General features: G+C 67.6%; 16 protein-coding genes. 10 read left to right on the forward strand and 6 right to left on the reverse strand.

Translation table 11 applies throughout. The annotated features are described in order from the left end of the window. Positions 1-60: 60 nt before the first annotated feature. The 5 genes from ACKY0W_RS10785 to ACKY0W_RS10805 all read left to right on the forward strand — a co-directional run bounded on the left by ACKY0W_RS10785 (position 61) and on the right by ACKY0W_RS10805 (position 5,683). Positions 61-435 (forward strand): NYN domain-containing protein, encoded by a 375-nt coding sequence (locus ACKY0W_RS10785; RefSeq protein ID WP_409437535.1) that lies wholly within the window; start codon positions 61-63, stop codon positions 433-435. Beyond that, entirely contained in the window at positions 432-1,277 is an 846-nt protein-coding gene (locus ACKY0W_RS10790; RefSeq protein ID WP_409437536.1) for a helix-turn-helix domain-containing protein, read from the forward strand. Before ACKY0W_RS10785 ends, ACKY0W_RS10790 begins: the two co-directional genes overlap by 4 nt. A 54-nt stretch (positions 1,278-1,331) precedes the next feature. Then, positions 1,332-2,147: a class I SAM-dependent methyltransferase gene (locus tag ACKY0W_RS10795; protein WP_409437537.1), complete on the forward strand. Its 816-nt coding sequence runs from the start codon at positions 1,332-1,334 to the stop codon at positions 2,145-2,147. Positions 2,148-2,337: 190 nt separating this feature from the next. Next, positions 2,338-4,308 carry a S8 family peptidase gene (locus ACKY0W_RS10800; protein WP_409437538.1) on the forward strand — a complete coding sequence of 657 codons (1,971 nt, stop codon included), beginning with the start codon at positions 2,338-2,340 and terminating at the stop codon, positions 4,306-4,308. A 22-nt stretch (positions 4,309-4,330) separates the two neighbouring features. Continuing rightward, positions 4,331-5,683: a serine-threonine protein kinase gene (locus ACKY0W_RS10805; RefSeq protein ID WP_409437539.1), complete on the forward strand. Its 1,353-nt coding sequence runs from the start codon at positions 4,331-4,333 to the stop codon at positions 5,681-5,683. On the opposite strand, the gene ACKY0W_RS10810 is transcribed toward ACKY0W_RS10805, so the two are convergent. Further along, on the reverse strand, positions 5,680-7,275 hold the full coding sequence (locus ACKY0W_RS10810) for an FAD-binding protein (RefSeq protein WP_409437540.1): 1,596 nt from the start codon (positions 7,273-7,275) through the stop codon (positions 5,680-5,682). The genes ACKY0W_RS10805 and ACKY0W_RS10810 overlap by 4 nt on opposite strands. A 244-nt stretch (positions 7,276-7,519) precedes the next feature. Here ACKY0W_RS10810 and ACKY0W_RS10815 point away from each other — a divergent pair, with 244 nt between their 5' ends. Continuing rightward, complete coding sequence (locus ACKY0W_RS10815; RefSeq protein WP_409437726.1) at positions 7,520-8,308, forward strand: transglycosylase SLT domain-containing protein; 789 nt, start codon at positions 7,520-7,522, stop codon at positions 8,306-8,308. Positions 8,309-8,311: 3 nt separating this feature from the next. On the opposite strand, the gene ACKY0W_RS10820 is transcribed toward ACKY0W_RS10815, so the two are convergent. Both ACKY0W_RS10820 and ACKY0W_RS10825 read right to left on the reverse strand, forming a co-directional pair. Next, a complete protein-coding gene (locus ACKY0W_RS10820) occupies positions 8,312-8,677 on the reverse strand; it encodes an RNA-binding S4 domain-containing protein (protein ID WP_024441306.1) in 366 nt (121 codons plus the stop codon). Positions 8,678-8,692: 15 nt separating this feature from the next. Next, a complete protein-coding gene (locus ACKY0W_RS10825) occupies positions 8,693-9,310 on the reverse strand; it encodes an FKBP-type peptidyl-prolyl cis-trans isomerase (RefSeq protein WP_409437541.1) in 618 nt (205 codons plus the stop codon). 49 nt (positions 9,311-9,359) lie between these two features. Between ACKY0W_RS10825 and ACKY0W_RS10830 the strand changes: the two genes are divergently transcribed. The 3 genes from ACKY0W_RS10830 to ACKY0W_RS10840 are packed head-to-tail and all read left to right on the forward strand — an operon-like array spanning position 9,360 to position 10,988. Next, positions 9,360-9,974 (forward strand): class I SAM-dependent methyltransferase, encoded by a 615-nt coding sequence (locus ACKY0W_RS10830; protein WP_409437542.1) that lies wholly within the window; start codon positions 9,360-9,362, stop codon positions 9,972-9,974. A gap of 49 nt (positions 9,975-10,023) precedes the next feature. Continuing rightward, on the forward strand, positions 10,024-10,413 hold the full coding sequence (locus ACKY0W_RS10835) for a TA system antitoxin ParD family protein (protein ID WP_409437727.1): 390 nt from the start codon (positions 10,024-10,026) through the stop codon (positions 10,411-10,413). After that, on the forward strand, positions 10,410-10,988 hold the full coding sequence (locus ACKY0W_RS10840) for a zeta toxin family protein (RefSeq protein ID WP_409437728.1): 579 nt from the start codon (positions 10,410-10,412) through the stop codon (positions 10,986-10,988). Before ACKY0W_RS10835 ends, ACKY0W_RS10840 begins: the two co-directional genes overlap by 4 nt. Here ACKY0W_RS10840 and ACKY0W_RS10845 read toward each other — a convergent pair. The 3 genes from ACKY0W_RS10845 to ACKY0W_RS10855 all read right to left on the reverse strand — a co-directional run bounded on the left by ACKY0W_RS10845 (position 10,985) and on the right by ACKY0W_RS10855 (position 13,268). Next, entirely contained in the window at positions 10,985-11,998 is a 1,014-nt protein-coding gene (locus ACKY0W_RS10845) for an NADP-dependent oxidoreductase (RefSeq protein WP_409437543.1), read from the reverse strand. The two genes, ACKY0W_RS10840 and ACKY0W_RS10845, sit on opposite strands and share 4 nt — an antisense overlap. Before the next feature lie 73 nt (positions 11,999-12,071). Further along, positions 12,072-12,722: a maleylpyruvate isomerase family mycothiol-dependent enzyme gene (locus tag ACKY0W_RS10850; protein WP_409437544.1), complete on the reverse strand. Its 651-nt coding sequence runs from the start codon at positions 12,720-12,722 to the stop codon at positions 12,072-12,074. Positions 12,723-12,728: 6 nt separating this feature from the next. Next, positions 12,729-13,268 (reverse strand): FKBP-type peptidyl-prolyl cis-trans isomerase, encoded by a 540-nt coding sequence (locus ACKY0W_RS10855; RefSeq protein WP_409437729.1) that lies wholly within the window; start codon positions 13,266-13,268, stop codon positions 12,729-12,731. A 79-nt stretch (positions 13,269-13,347) separates the two neighbouring features. Between ACKY0W_RS10855 and ACKY0W_RS10860 the strand changes: the two genes are divergently transcribed. Further along, entirely contained in the window at positions 13,348-14,385 is a 1,038-nt protein-coding gene (locus tag ACKY0W_RS10860; RefSeq protein WP_409437545.1) for a TIGR03617 family F420-dependent LLM class oxidoreductase, read from the forward strand. Position 14,386: the final 1 nt, after the last annotated feature.

Below are 14,386 nucleotides of genomic sequence, written 5' to 3' on the forward strand. Positions count from 1 at the left end.
CATCGCTTCGCTCTGCATCGTCGTGGCGCGGGCTCATGGCTGCACCGTACCGTCGGAGTGGTGCGGTGGATCGTGGACGCGATGAACGTGATCGGTGCGCGTCCCGACGGCTGGTGGAAGGACCGCCACGCCGCGATGGTGCGGTTGACCCGACAGCTCGAAATCTGGGCAGCAGCGCACGACCAGGACGTCACCGTGGTCTTCGAAAAGCCGCCGTCGCCGCCCATCGACTCGGACGCCGTGACGATCGCGGCGGCGCCGCGACCCGGCGCCAACTCCGCCGACGACGAGATTGCGCGGCTGGTCCGGGCGGACGACCGACCGCAGGACATCACCGTGGCGACCTCTGACCTTGCCCTGGTGGAGCGAGTCACCACGGCGGGCGCGGCCACTTTCCCGGCGGCACGTTTCCGCAGGCTCATCGAGGAGGGGTGATGGAGCCGCAACTGTTTCGGCCCCGACCGCCGCTGTCGGAGAGCATCGCCTACTTCGGGTACTGGGACCGCCGTGGGGCTGGTCCGCACCGGAGCCGCGCCTTGCCGCGCGGAGCGGCGACCATCGTCATCGATATCGGCGAGCGGCCGGAGGTGGATTTCTTCGGCGCCGATGCGTGCACCCGGGTGAGCGTGCCACCCGCGTTCTTCATCGGCGCCGGCACCGCGTCCTACGTGACACAGATCGACACGGCACAGACCGTCATCACCGTGCACTTTCGCTCCGGCGGCGCGTGGCCGTTCGTGGGCATCGCGCAGGGGGAGTTGACGGATGCCTGCGTCGGGCTGGGCGAGCTGTGGGGGCGCGAGGCGGTGACGCTGCGCCAGCGGTTGGCGGAGGCCTCCTCGGCTGCCGCACGCGTCAAGCTGCTCGAAGCGCTTCTCATGAATCGTTTGCAGGACAAGCAATTCGCTCTGCACGGTGACGTGACCGCAGTGTTGGACAGCGCGGAACGCAATCCGTCGATGCGTGTCCGTGATGCGGTCGCACTCACCGGCTCGTCGCCCAAACGGCTGATCAACATGTTTCGCGCCCAGGTCGGTCTGACGCCCAAGGCCTACCTGCGGGTGCGGCGACTGCAGGCCGCCCTCACGCGCCTCGACAGCGGGGCGGCGAGGGGTGCTGCCCTGGCAGCTGAGCTGGGGTACTTCGATCAGGCGCACTTCGTGCGGGAGTTTCGCGCGTTCACCGCGACCACCCCCACCCAGTACCTGCGGCGTCGTTCGTGGTTGGCCGGGCACGTTGACCTGGTCGAGGATTCGCCGACGACGCCGCGCGGTTGAGCGGTGGCAAAAATATCCAAGCCAACCGCCACCGCCGTCCCAGATGATGGGGTCATGTACCGCACCCGAGAAGCCGTGGCCAGCACCGGGAACCTCGTGGCCGCGATCCGCGCCAAGGAATCCGCCCGAGATGACGCCCTGTTCACCGATCCGTTCGCCGACAAGCTGGCGGGGGAGGACGGCCGGCGGATGCTCGACGCGGCCATCGCCAACTCCGGAGAGCAGTCGACCTGGCAGATCGTCGTCCGTACCCGCTTCTGGGATGAGGCCCTGCTGCGGGCCGGACTCACCCAGGTGGTCATCCTGGCGGCCGGGATGGACGCTCGGGCGTACCGGCTGCCCTGGCCGGAGCGCACCGCCGTCTATGAAGTGGATCAACCAGTGGTCGTCGCGGCCAAAGCCGAGCTGCTCGCCGGCGATGAGCCGCGTTGCCGGCGGGTGCCGCTCGGTATCGACCTAGCCGAGGACTGGCCTGCCGCCTTGGCGGCCGCGGGTTTCGACGCGGCCGCTCCCAGCGTCTGGCTCATCGAGGGACTGTTGCAGTACCTCGACGAGTCCGCAGTGCGTGCCCTGTTCGCCCGTGTGGACGCGCTGTCGGCGCCCGGCTCGGTGCTGCTGTATGACGTGGTCGGCAAGACGCTGCTGGAAGCGCCGTCGATGGCGCCGTTGCTGAAGTCCATGGCACAGCAGGGTTCACCGTGGCTGTTCGGCACGGACGAGCCCGGGGAGCTCGCCGAACGACTCGGTTGGTCGGCCGTGGTGACTGATGTGGCGGAGCCGGGCAACCGGTGGAACCGCTGGTTCCCGTGGGTGACCGCAGCGGCTGGACCCGACGTTCCGCGCGGCTACTTCGTCGAGGCGCAGCGATAGCTGTCCGCGCCTGCGGCGAGGTTGTGAATCCGCAAATGCTCGGCGTATGGGCATTGCGGCGGAGTAAGTTGCTTGCACGGTAGCTGTATCGCCTGCGTAGCACTCAGCATCACATGGGGTTGGGACATGGCAGTCTGCGGATCGTCACGGATGAACCGCCGCGGTGATGCCGCTCGGCGTAGATCTCGTCATGACTGATCACGCAGAATTCAGCGAACTCGATCCACCGCCGCCCGAAATATCTTGGGCGGCAAGGGTGATGTGCGCGGTGCTGGAGTTGGAGACAATCGACACCCCGCCCACCGCAACCCGGGTCAAGGAGATGGTGGGTGCCAAATTCGCGGCATCGTTCTTGCCCGGGGACCGGCTCTATGACGGTGCCCGGCCGTCGTGGGAGCGGTGGGTCGACGAGGCCATCAAAGCGCTGACAAAGCAGAAATACCTGCGGCGACTCAAGGGCGCGGTACGTACCACCGCTGCGGGTCGTGAGCACTACGCCACCGCATGTCAGATCGGCGCTCTGGTCGCCGCGGCTCCCGCACCGACCGGAGAAGAAGCGCCTCCTCCGTCTGATCTGTTGCAACCCGGGGTCGTCACCGCACCACTGCAACGGAAGCTTCGGCCAGCTATAGAACACGCCGCAAACCTCGATCTCTTCCGAGTGACTCACTCATTCAGGTCATCGGTCCGGGACGCCGGGCCAGGCTTCGTCGACGACGAGCAGCCGGCGGACGAACCTGAACCGATCATGATCGAGCTGAATCTGCGCTACGGGCTTGGCGCAGACCCAGCCATCGCCGGTGGCTTGGCCGGGGCGATCGCCCGGGTCCAGAACCTGTGGAAACTTGTTGGCGCGCAGGGTGAACCGACCGTTATCGCCGATCAATACCTGTCTGGTGACCTGACGCCGGCGCAGATGCAGAACATCGCGACGGCAGATTCGGCTGCCGGCGACTGGCCATACCGGGCCATCTTCCGCATCTGGCCCGACTTCCAGGTGCACCGCCAGATCGACGTCTCCACCACGACGGTCAAGGCGGTACCCGCGCAACGTTCGTTCGCAGCCTTCGGCGACGGCATCGTCTGGGCGGTGATCGATTCCGGTATTGACGGCACCCACCCGCACTTCCAGGGTGAACACACGCTCAGTGACCCGTCGGTGGCGGACCTACATCATGACTTCGTGTCCGGCAGCAGCGACCCTGCCGCAGCTCTCGTCGATGACGACGGGCACGGAACCCATGTGGCCGGCATCATCGCCGGCGGCCTGGCCAGGTGGAAGCCTGACAGTGGCGAGCCCCACGCGATCGCCGTCGAGAGGAGACGGAACAACGGGGCAGTTGCGGGCGCCGACCCGATCCTCTCGCCGCGTCCGGTGGACCTCGAACAACTCAACGGCGTTGCACCGCACGCAAAATTGGTCAGCCTGAAGGTACTCGGCGGACTTGGTGACCTCACGGCGCGGACTGCCAGGGTGATCAATGCGCTGGCTTACGTCCGTGAGAAGAACGGCGACACCGGCAAGCTGAGCAGAATCCACGGCGTCAATCTCAGCCTGGGCTACGACTTTCTCGCTGAGTGGTTCGCCTGCGGACAGAGCCCGCTATGCCTGGAAGTGAACCGGTTGGTGCGTACCGGCGTGGTCGTGGTGGTCGCGGCCGGAAACTCTGGCTACGTCAAACTCAATGTTCAGAAGTCCGATGTCAACCAATTCAGCGCCGCGATCACGATCAACGATCCGGGCAACGCCGAACTGGCCATCACGGTTGGCTCGACGCACCGGGATTCGCCACACACCAACGGGGTTTCCTACTTCTCCTCGCGCGGGCCGACCGGGGACGGCCGGCCCAAACCCGACTTGGTGGCACCCGGCGAACTGATCACTTCGGCTGCTGCCGGCAAGAACCTCACCAGAATCCAGCAAGCCAAGCTCGACGGGTTCGACGGCGCAGCGGTGTACATCCAGGACAGCGGTACGAGCATGGCCGCTCCGCACGTGTCGGGTGCCATCGCGGCGTTTCTCTCGGTACAGCGCGAATTCGTGGGGAAGCCCGACGAGGTCAAGCGAATCTTCACCTCGTCGGCGACGTCGCTCAATCGCGACGCGAGTTTCCAAGGCGCAGGTCTGGTCGACCTCATGCGCGCACTGCAAACACCATGACATCGGCGAAGGGGCAGCCACCATGACCACAAGCACCGCCACACCCTGGGCGTTGTCATTCGATGTCAAGGGAGAGGTCGACCCGGACGGTGAAAGGCAATTCCTGAAGCAACTCGAGGCCGCCAAGGTCGCTGACCTGGTCATCTTCAGCCACGGCTGGAACAACGACGAGGCGACGGCCGCCTCGCTGTACCAGCGATGGTCCGCCTTGCTCGATGACCAACTCGGCCCTGGCCGCACCATCGGCTTCCTGGGAATCCGATGGCCTTCGGCGATGTGGCGCGACGAACCCATTCCGGACTTCGATGCCACGCCCGGTGGCGCGGTACCCGGTGCTGCCGGGTTGGACGACACCGCCACGACGTTCGATGCCGACCCAAGCCTGAGCCCACAACAGTTGGCTGACCTCGTTTCCCTGTTCCCATCGGGGGCCGCCGAGCTCCGCCACCTCACCACACTGCTGGCGACGGAGCCTGATCAGGAACAGCGCGACGAAATGTTGACGGCCATGCGCAAATTCAGCGACAAGGTGCGGGCCGGGTTCGACGATGGCGAGGCTGAGACTGCCGACCCCACCCGGCCGGGCATGTTGGACGACGACAAACGCGCTGACGACGTCTTCGAGAGCTTCGCCGACGCGCTGACCGACGCGGGCGTCGACCTCAGCGATGGTGGCGGGGGCGGTGGCGCGGGCCTCGGCGACAGCATCAGGAAGCTGTGGATCGGCGCCAAGCAGGCGCTGCGTCAGCTGACCTACTGGCAGATGAAGAACCGCGCCGGGGTCGTCGGGGAACGTGGCGTCGGACCACTGCTGGTACGTATCGCCGTCAAGTTCCCCACCTTGCGAATCCACTTGGTGGGCCATAGTTTCGGTGCCCGGGTGGTGTCCTTCGCGCTGGCCGGCGGACCAACTGTCACGCCGTCCCCGGTCAAGTCCGTCACACTGCTTGAGGGCGCCTTCTCCCGGTTCGCCTTCCTCGAAGAACTCCCGTTTCCGTCGCCACACCCGAGCGGCGCATTGGCCGGCCGGCTCGCGCGCGTCGACGGACCGCTGACTGTCTGTTATTCCAGCCACGACATGGCCTTGGGCGTGATGTACCCGCTGGCCTCGGCCGCCGCCGGGGATGACAGTGCCGGCATTGACGATGATCCGCTGGGCCGGTGGCGCGCTATCGGTTCGCTGGGCGCCTACCAGGCACCCACCGAGCCCATCGGCGCAGTGCGGACCCCGTATTCCTTTGCCAAGGGCGCCATCCTCAATGTGGACTCGTCGGCGATAGTGATCAAGGGTGGTCCGCCGTCCGGCGCGCACAGCGACATCTTCTATCCGGAGCTGGCCTGGATCGTCGCTTCGGCGGCAGGGCTTACCGCCTAACGGGGTTGAGCGGCGGCGTTGGCCCCGGCGCGGCGTCCGGCAAACACGCAATCGGCGATCGACAGTCCGCTGACGTAGGACTGCGAGGCGATGCCGATGGCGGTGCGGCCGGCACTGTAGAGCCCCGGAATCGGATTATCGTCGGCGTCGACCACCGCGCCGGTGTCTTCGGAGACCCGGACGCCACCCAGGGTGAGCATGGGGGTGGGGCGTAAGACGTTGGGCCGCACCGAGATGTCCATCAGCGTGAACGGTCCCTGATCGATGCGCCGGCAGAAATCGGCGGGTTTACCGGCCGGGTCGACGGCGCCGGAGTCGATCGCGTCGTTGTGCGCGGCGACGGTGGCTGCCAAGCCCTCGGCATCGATGCCTGCTGCCCGAGCCGCCTCGGCCAGCGTGGCGCCTCGCACGGCGCCGGTGAAGATCAGCGCGGCGCCCTGGGCGCGTTGGAACCACAGCGTCTGGGTGAGCAGTTGGCGGCGGGCCTCCGACATGAGGTGGGCGTCGGCCAGGATCCAGCCCTGGCTGCCATGGTTTTTCACCATGGCCTGTCCGACGGCGGCGCCGTAGCGGGACTCGTCGATCACCCGTCGGCCCTCGGCGTCGACGATGATTGCCGAGATGAAGGCACTCGGGGGCGTGATGAACTTCCATACCGAGACGTTGTCCATGCGATCGGGTACCGCGCCGACGCTCTGGGCCAGCGCGATGCCGCTCCCGTCGTCGCCGCTGGTGCCCAGGGGCAGGCCGCCGTTGAACTCCGGTGCGTAGCGCTTGCGCCACTGCGTGTTGGCGATGAAACCGCCGGCGCAGATGATCACGCCGCGGCGCGCGATGATCTCGATCGTCTGCCCGTAGCGTTGTTGCAGCTTCTCCAGGCGGCGGTCCATCGCGGCGCGCAGCGGCGGGTAGTAGACACCGGGTTTCGACGAGAGCGCAGCCAGGCGGGCGTAGCGGCGCTGGATGCGGCGGGGCGCCTGCCCCATGGTGGTGGCCCGCACGCCGATCACCCGGCCCGACGGGTCCTGCAGCAGTTCGGTGACGGTGGTGTGCGGGCGGAAGTCCACGCCGAGCTTGCGGGCCGATTCGGCCAGCGGCGCGTAGATCTGCTTGCCGGAGGTGCCCTTGCCGTAGGCGCGGTGGCCGCGCTGCACCGGCGGGGTGTGGGCGCGGAATGCTCCGGCGTTCTCACTGCCCGAGTGGTACAGGTAGTAGCGATTGTTGGGAAAGGACGTCTTGTAGGGGCACAGGCCGGAGTTGAACGGCACCCCACGGGCCTGCAACCAGTCGATCATCTCCGGGCTGCCGTCGACGAAGCGCTGCAGTGTGTCGGGCCGGACCGCGTCGCCGACTTCCAGGCGCAGGTAGTCCAGCATCTGCTCGGCGGTGTCGTGCACGCCGGCTTCCTTCTGGACCGATGTGCCGCCGCCCGCATAGATGATGCCCCCGGAGATCGCGGTGGCACCGCCGCCGTTGGCACGGTCGACCGCGATGACCTCGGCGCCCAGTTCGCGGGCGGTGATCGCGGCAGAGGTACCGGCCGCGCCGTACCCGACGACCAAAACGTCGGTCGTCACGCTGGTGGTGGTCATGCGCTCTCCCTTGACGACGTGAGCTGAACGGCCATCAATGTAACAGTCGCTAGTTCTCTGCTTGCGGAAGTGACCAGCGGTGATTGGACGGCCTGCGAGCAAAACGAAACGTGTTCTAGGTATCCGGGGACGCTCCGATCGGGCGCCCTGCGCGGTTCGGGACGGCTCACGGGAGAAGATGAACGGCATGGTTGCACGGTTGTGGCGTCTGGTCGCCTCCCTGGTTGTCGCCGTCTGCTGCGCGATGACGGCGGCGCTACCCGCCGGCGCGGTACCGGGCGTGGATCCCGCCGCGCTGGCCACCGACCTGGTCGCGGCCGATCAGGCGTTGCGGAATACCTCGTCGCCGGAGCAGGTGCTGGCCGCCGCGGCCCGTCGGCAACAGGTCGCCTACCGCACCCTGGGCGCGCACCCCGAGTGGGATGCGATCGCTCGCCCGCAGATCCCGGCGGCGCTGCAAGCGGTCTACGACCGCAACATCGACGCGCGTCGGGCACTCATGGCGCTCACCGACCCGAAGGACACCATGCCGCCGTGGCGGGTGGTGCCGCCGGTGCCGGCGAACGAGTTGATGGCCAGCTACCGCGCGGCCGAGGCCGCGTCCGGAGTTCCGTGGAACTATCTGGCGGCGATCAATTTCGTCGAGACCGGCTTCGGCCGCATCAATGGAGTCAGCGATGACGCCGCCCAGGGGCCGATGCAGTTCCTGCCGTCGACGTTCGCGGCCTACGGCAACGGGGGCGACATTCACTCGCCACGTGATGCCATCATGGCGGCCGGTCGCCTGTTGGCCGCCAACGGTTTTGCCACCAATCGCGACAAGGCGATCTGGGGATACAACCATTCCGACTACTACGTGCGGGCGGTCAACGATTACGCCGCGGTGATGGGCGGCGACCCGGCCGGGTTCGCCAGCTACTACCGCTGGGACACCTACTACCGGACCACCGCAGGTGATCTGCTGCTGCCGATCGGGTATGTCTCGTCGTCGCGGATTCCGGTGGGGGAGTATCTGGCCACGCATCCGCAGTGACCCTCAGCGCTGTTGGGCCCGCCATTTGTCCAGCACCCGCCGATCCCGTTTGGTCGGCCGTCCGGCGCCGCGGTCCCGAGTGGCCATCGCCGTGGCGGATGCCGGCGGGGGCGGTGGTGTTCGGTCCAGGTAGCAGGTCACCGCGTCGGCCGCGCCCACCCGCTTCTGAATCACCCGCAGCACTTCGACGATGCGGGTGCGATCGCCCACCAGGGCACTCACCACGTCACCGGGTGACACTGTCGTCGCCGGCTTCGCCGGGCGGTTGTTGACCCGCACATGTCCGCCGCGGCACGCGGCGGCGGCGTCCGGCCGGGTTTTGGTGATCCGCACCGCCCACAGCCACCGATCCACCCGGCTCGATTCCATGGCGGCGGCCCAGGCTCAGCGGGAGGCGTTGAGGATCTTGATCGCGAAGACGAGCGTGTCGCCCGGCAGGATTCCGGCGGCCGGCTGGCCCTCGGGATAACCGTCGGCGGGGACCATCGCTACCGCCACCGTCGACCCGACCTTCTGGCCCGCGATGGCCTTCTGGAATCCCGGGACTACGCGGTCCAGACCGAAATCGACCGGCTTGCCTCGTTCGTAGCTGCTGTCGAACACCGACCCGTCGCGTCCGTTGACACCCATGTAGCAGACCGAGACCGTTGCTTGGTCCCCGACGACACGGCCTTCCCCAGCGTGCAACGTGTGCACCTCGGTCTGGGTGACCTTGAACGGCCCGGTTACGACGACGCTCGGTGCGGCGGAGTTCGTGGAGCCGGTCACCGCGACGCTGCCGGTGGCACCCTTCAACGTCCAGTCGGCTGCAACGCCTTCCGCCGGTGGCTTGGAGGGGCAGGCGGTGACGGTATCGCCACCCGGGGGCAGGAACAGGTCGGTGACCGACGACGTCTTCGACGACGAGGTGTTGTCCGAGCCGCCACAACCAGCGAGCGCCGCCGCCAACGAGGTGACACCGACGGCGAGTGTGAGGAACCGAGGCATACGCGAATTCACCATGGCCACGCTACAGCCCGGCCCGGTCAGCGCCGGACCTAGCATCGAGGCCATGGACATCGCGGCGTCGGGCCACCAGCGGCCACGCTGGAACCACAACATTCACTACCACCGGGTGGTGCTCAAGGAGGTACCCGGCGATGCCCGCTCGGCGTTGGACGTCGGTACCGGAAACGGGCTGTTGGCCGCCGACCTGCGCGACAGGCTGGCGCGGGTGGTGGCGATCGACGTCGACGAGACGGTGCTGCAGACCGCCCGGCGCGAACGCGGCGACATCACCTGGCTTCGCGGTGACGTGATGTCCTACCCGTTCGGTGAGACCTTCGACGTGGTCGCCTCGGTGGCAACGCTGCACCACCTGCCGGACCCGCGATCAGTGCTGCGCCGGCTGGCGGAGCTGACGTCGCCGGGCGGCGTGCTGGTGGTGGTCGGCCTGGCGCGGCCGACCCGGCTGCGGGAGTTTGCGCTCGCGGTGGTCGGGGTGCTCCAGCACAAGTGGCTGTCTTGGCGCAAAGGCTACTGGGAGCACACCGCACCGACCGTGTGGCCGCCCAGGCAGTCCTATTCCGACGTCCGGCGCATCGCCATGGCGGAGCTGCCCGGGGTGCGCTGGAGGCTGCTGCCGATGTTCCGCTACGGGCTGGTCTGGCGAAAACCCTCCGTGTAGCATTTTGCTATACGTCGTTACAAGATGCTACGAAATGGGGACGTCGTTGATGCGTGAGGTCGCCGACCGGGTCACCCGTTTTGCCGCGGACCTGGTGGACAGTGCCGCCGCCGAAGGCGCGCGCCAGAGCAGATCAGCCAAGCAGCAGCTCGACCACTGGGCGCGGGTCGGCCGCGCGGTGTCGGCGCAGCAGAGCGCGGCGCGGCGACGGGTCGAGGCGGCCCTGGCCGGTCACCTCGATACCGGTGCGTTGACAGCCGAAGAGGGCGTGGTGTTCAACGCCGAGATCTCCGCAGCGATCGAGGAGAACCTGTCGCACACCCACTACGGTGACATCCTCGCCGAGCGTGGCGTCGCCACCGTCGCCCTCGACGACGACGGCCGCATCGTCGAATACCGGCCCGACGGCACCTCGGTGATCGTGGAGGCGTCGCGCTGAGGCGACTTGACCTCGTCGTCGGTCCCAACGGGGCGGGGAAATCGACCTTTGTCGCCCTCACGTTGGCGCCGCTGTTGCCGGGCGTACCGTTCGTCAACGCCGATGAGATCGCCAAGAACCGTTGGCCCGACGAGGCGGCCGCGCACGCCTACGACGCGGCGCGGTTGGCCGCCCAGACCCGGATGAAACTCATCGAGGCGGGACGTTCGTTCATCGCCGAGACCGTCTTCTCCCATGAGTCGAAGATCGAGTTGATCCGCACCGCGCACGCCCACGACTACACGGTGGTGCTGCACGCGGTGCTCATCCCCGAAGCGTTGGCGATCCACCGGGTCCGGTATCGGGTGGCCGCAGGCGGACACACCGTTCCCGAGGGGAAGATCCGCGAACGCTACCACCGGCTCTGGCCGCTGGTCGCCGAAGCGATCGGAATGGTCGACGTCGCAACGGTTTACGAAAACTCGCGGGCTGCCGGGCCGAAGATTGTGGCGCAGTTCGCGGGCGGCGCGCCGATCGGTGAGCCGAGCTGGCCGGCCTGGGCGCCCGACGGGCTGGTGAGGCGCTGGCGCGCCTAAGCGGAGATCTTCACCACGAGCTTGCCGACATTCTTGCCGTCGAACAGCATGTTGATCGCGGTCGGCAGCTGCTCGAAGCCCTCGACGACGGTTTCGAGCGGCGTGAGCTTGCCGGCGGCGATCAGCTCGGAGATCTCGCTGTTGGCCTCCGGTGCCCGCAGGAAGTGATCGAGGATGATGAAGCCCTTCAGGGTGGCGCGCTGGATCAGCAGGTTGCCGAATGCGCGCGGCCCCGGCGGCGGGTTGGTCTCGTTGTAGCCCGAGATCATGCCGCAGAGCGCGATCCGCGCGCCGACATTCACACGCGCAAAGATCGCATCCATGATGTCGCCGCCGACGTTCTCGAAGTCGACGTCGATGCCGTTGGGCGTCGCTGCGGCAAGCCGGCGGGCCCAGTCGTCGGCGCGGTAGTCCACCGCCGCGTCGAAACCGAGTTGATCAGTGAGCAGAGCACACTTCTCCGGTCCGCCGGCGATCCCGACCACCCGGGCGCCGGCGGCTTTGGCGAGCTGACCGGCCACCGAACCGACCGCACCGGCTGCGGCCGAGACGACGACGGTCTCGCCCGGTTGCGGCTTGCCGATGTCGCGGATCCCGATCCACGCGGTGAGCCCGGTCATGCCGAGTGCGCCCAGGTAAGCGCTGGGCGAGACGCCGTCCGCGACGTCGACCGGGAACAACGGCATGGTGTCGGAGACGACCACGTAGTCCTGCCAGCCGGTCAAACCCTGCACGGTCTGACCGACCGAATAGTTCGGGTTGTTCGACGCGACGACCACGCCGAGGCCGGCGGCGCGCATGACCTCGCCGATGCCGACCGGCGGCAGGTAAGACGGAGTCTCGTTGATCCACATCCGGTTGGTCGGGTCCAGCGAGATCCAGTCGACACGCACCAGCGCCTCGCCGTCGCCGATCTCCGGCACCGCCTGCTCGCTGAGTTCGAAGGTGTCCGGCCCGATGCGGCCGGCTGGGCGTTCGCGGAGAAGGAAGCGGCGATTACGATCGGTCATGAGCGCACGCTACCGGATGTGGCCAACCCTGGCAATGGTCGTTAAATCAGTTGGGGGACAACGCAACCGAGATTCACACGTAGCCTGTGAACGCTCGCAGTGCCTGTACGTGGGCCGCGGGACCGCTCAGGTCGACGTCGGCTCGCGTCTGGCGCCCGGCCAACCAGCGAACCAGGTTTGCCGGCGTCCCCTGCGCCAGCACCGCCTGGTCCGTCTGGGCGCCTAGGGATGCCACAACGCGGCCGTCATCGGTACTGACCGTCAGCGCAGCACCGGCGGGCAGTTTTGCGTGCTGATAGCGCAGCAGTGGGGCAATGGCCTGTCGCAGCGTTGCCGGGGCCGGGTGGTCGGCGCCGTTGGCAGCGGCGAGGTCATCGTGATGGGTCCAGTACTCGAACAGCGTGAGCGGTGCCACCGGTGACCTGAGCAGCAGTCGCGGCAGTGGGCGCCGCAGCCGGTCGATCAAACCGGTGAAGTCGTAGCGATGCTCACGCCGAATCGCGAACTCCACCATTCTCGGCGGCGCCGGGACTGCGATTCCGCGCGCCACCAGGGACCGCGCGATGAACGTCGAGATGCCGCCCAGGCGTTCCTCGGCCGCCAGGTGGGCCGCAAGATCTCGCGCGGTCCACGACCCGCACCCGGCGGGTGCCGAGGCGCCGGCGGCACTCAACGCGTTCGTGAGTTCCGCCCGCTCGGCCTCGATGTCCTCGGCGAGCGCCACCGTGGATCAGCCTGAGGCGCCCAGGATCTTGATCGCGAAGATGAGGGTGTCGCCCTGCCGGATGCCGGCGCTGGGCTGGCCGTCGGGGTAGCCGTCGGCGGAAGTCATGGCCACCGCGACCGTCGATCCCACATTCTGGCCGGCGATAGCCTTCTGGAATCCGGGGATGACGCCGTCGAGCGGGAAGTCCACCGGGGCGCCGCGCTTGTAACTGCTGTCGAACACCGACCCGTCGCGTCCGTTGACACCCATGTAGCAGACCGACACCTTGGCCGTGCCCGGAACCACCGGGCCGCTGCCGGCCTGCAACGTGTGTACCTGGGTCGAAGTCACGCTGAACGGCGTCGACACCTCCACCCGGGGTGCGGCCGTTTCGGTCGATCCGGTGACTGCGACGCTGCCGGTGGCTCCGGTCAGCGTCCATTCCGGCGTGCCGGCGGCCGGTGCAGCCGTGGGGCAGGTCTCGGCGGCTACCGCAGTGCCTGCCGCCGCGAAGGGCAGGACGATCGCCGCGACACTGGCCGCAACAGCAACGAATGAGTGCATCCGAGTGGGTTTCACCTCCGCCACGTTACAGACGCAAAGAAGACCCGTCAGCCGGGACTCGGCACGTAGTCTCACCCACGTGCACATTGACGTCATGGCCCTACCGCAGCCGTTGGGGAAGGCCGGCGACCTGGCCCGCAATACCGAGGCTGCAGGTTTCTCCGGCCTGCTGTTCACCGAAGCGGGGCGTACCGCGTATCTCAACGCCGCCATCGCATCTCAAGCCGCGCCTGGTCTCGAGCTGTCGACCGGTGTCGCGGTTGCCTTTCCCCGCAGTCCGTTTGTCACGGCGGCCACCGCGTGGGAGCTGCAGGAGGCCACCGGTGGCAGGTTCCGGCTCGGTCTCGGCACTCAAGTGCGTACTCATGTGGTGCGGCGCTACGGCGCGACGTTCGACCATCCCGGGCCTCGGCTGCGCGACTACGTGCTCGCGGTCAAGGCGTGCTTTGCCGCCTTCCGAACGGGAAAGCTCGATCATCACGGAGACTTCTACGACCTGGATTTCATCACCCCGCAGTGGAGTGCCGGCCCGATCGACGCGCCCGATCCCAAGGTCGATGTCGCGGCGGTGAATCCATGGATGTTGCGGATGGCCGGCGAGGTGGCTGACGGTGTGCACATTCACCCGCTCGGCGAACCCGGCTACCTGGCGCGTCACGTGGTGCCGAAGTTGGCCGAAGGAGCGGAGAAGGCGGGCCGTTCCCCGTCGGAGGTCGCGGTCATCGTGCCCGCCATGACGATCGTCGGCGACAGCGATGAAGAGCGGCACAAGGAACGAGAATTCGTGCGGGCCAGCCTGAGCTTCTACGGAAGCACACCCAATTACGCTTTCATCTGGGATGAGGCCGGGTTCGACGGCACCACCGCCAGGATCCGTGAGAAGCAGAAGGCCGGCGACTTCGCCGGGATGGCGGCGCAGATCAGCGACGAGCACCTGGCCGCGTTCGCCACCGAGTCGACGTGGGATGAGTTGGCAGACAAGCTGACCGGCAAGTACGGGGGAGTTGCGACTCGGCTGGTCTTGTACAACGCACTCGGCGATCCCGAGCGCTTCGAGCGATACGGCGAGATCGCCCAGCAGATTTCGGCCGGGCCGCGCACCATCCAGGGCAGATGAG

The organism is Mycobacterium sp. SMC-14, from assembly GCF_046250075.1.
In the GTDB taxonomy this organism is placed as follows: Bacteria; Actinomycetota; Actinomycetes; order Mycobacteriales; family Mycobacteriaceae; genus Mycobacterium.

Coding starts and splice junctions, on each gene's coding strand:
- ACKY0W_RS10830 (WP_409437542.1), top strand. CDS start 9,360: ATGGACATCGCGGCGTCGGGCCACCAGCGGCCACGCTGGAACCACAAC.
- ACKY0W_RS10835 (WP_409437727.1), top strand. CDS start 10,024: ATGCGTGAGGTCGCCGACCGGGTCACCCGTTTTGCCGCGGACCTGGTG.
- ACKY0W_RS10820 (WP_024441306.1), bottom strand. CDS start 8,677: ATGGAATCGAGCCGGGTGGATCGGTGGCTGTGGGCGGTGCGGATCACC.
- ACKY0W_RS10815 (WP_409437726.1), top strand. CDS start 7,520: ATGACGGCGGCGCTACCCGCCGGCGCGGTACCGGGCGTGGATCCCGCC.
- ACKY0W_RS10845 (WP_409437543.1), bottom strand. CDS start 11,998: ATGACCGATCGTAATCGCCGCTTCCTTCTCCGCGAACGCCCAGCCGGC.
- ACKY0W_RS10800 (WP_409437538.1), top strand. CDS start 2,338: ATGACTGATCACGCAGAATTCAGCGAACTCGATCCACCGCCGCCCGAA.
- ACKY0W_RS10855 (WP_409437729.1), bottom strand. CDS start 13,268: ATGCACTCATTCGTTGCTGTTGCGGCCAGTGTCGCGGCGATCGTCCTG.
- ACKY0W_RS10825 (WP_409437541.1), bottom strand. CDS start 9,310: ATGGTGAATTCGCGTATGCCTCGGTTCCTCACACTCGCCGTCGGTGTC.
- ACKY0W_RS10810 (WP_409437540.1), bottom strand. CDS start 7,275: ATGACCACCACCAGCGTGACGACCGACGTTTTGGTCGTCGGGTACGGC.
- ACKY0W_RS10795 (WP_409437537.1), top strand. CDS start 1,332: ATGTACCGCACCCGAGAAGCCGTGGCCAGCACCGGGAACCTCGTGGCC.
- ACKY0W_RS10805 (WP_409437539.1), top strand. CDS start 4,331: ATGACCACAAGCACCGCCACACCCTGGGCGTTGTCATTCGATGTCAAG.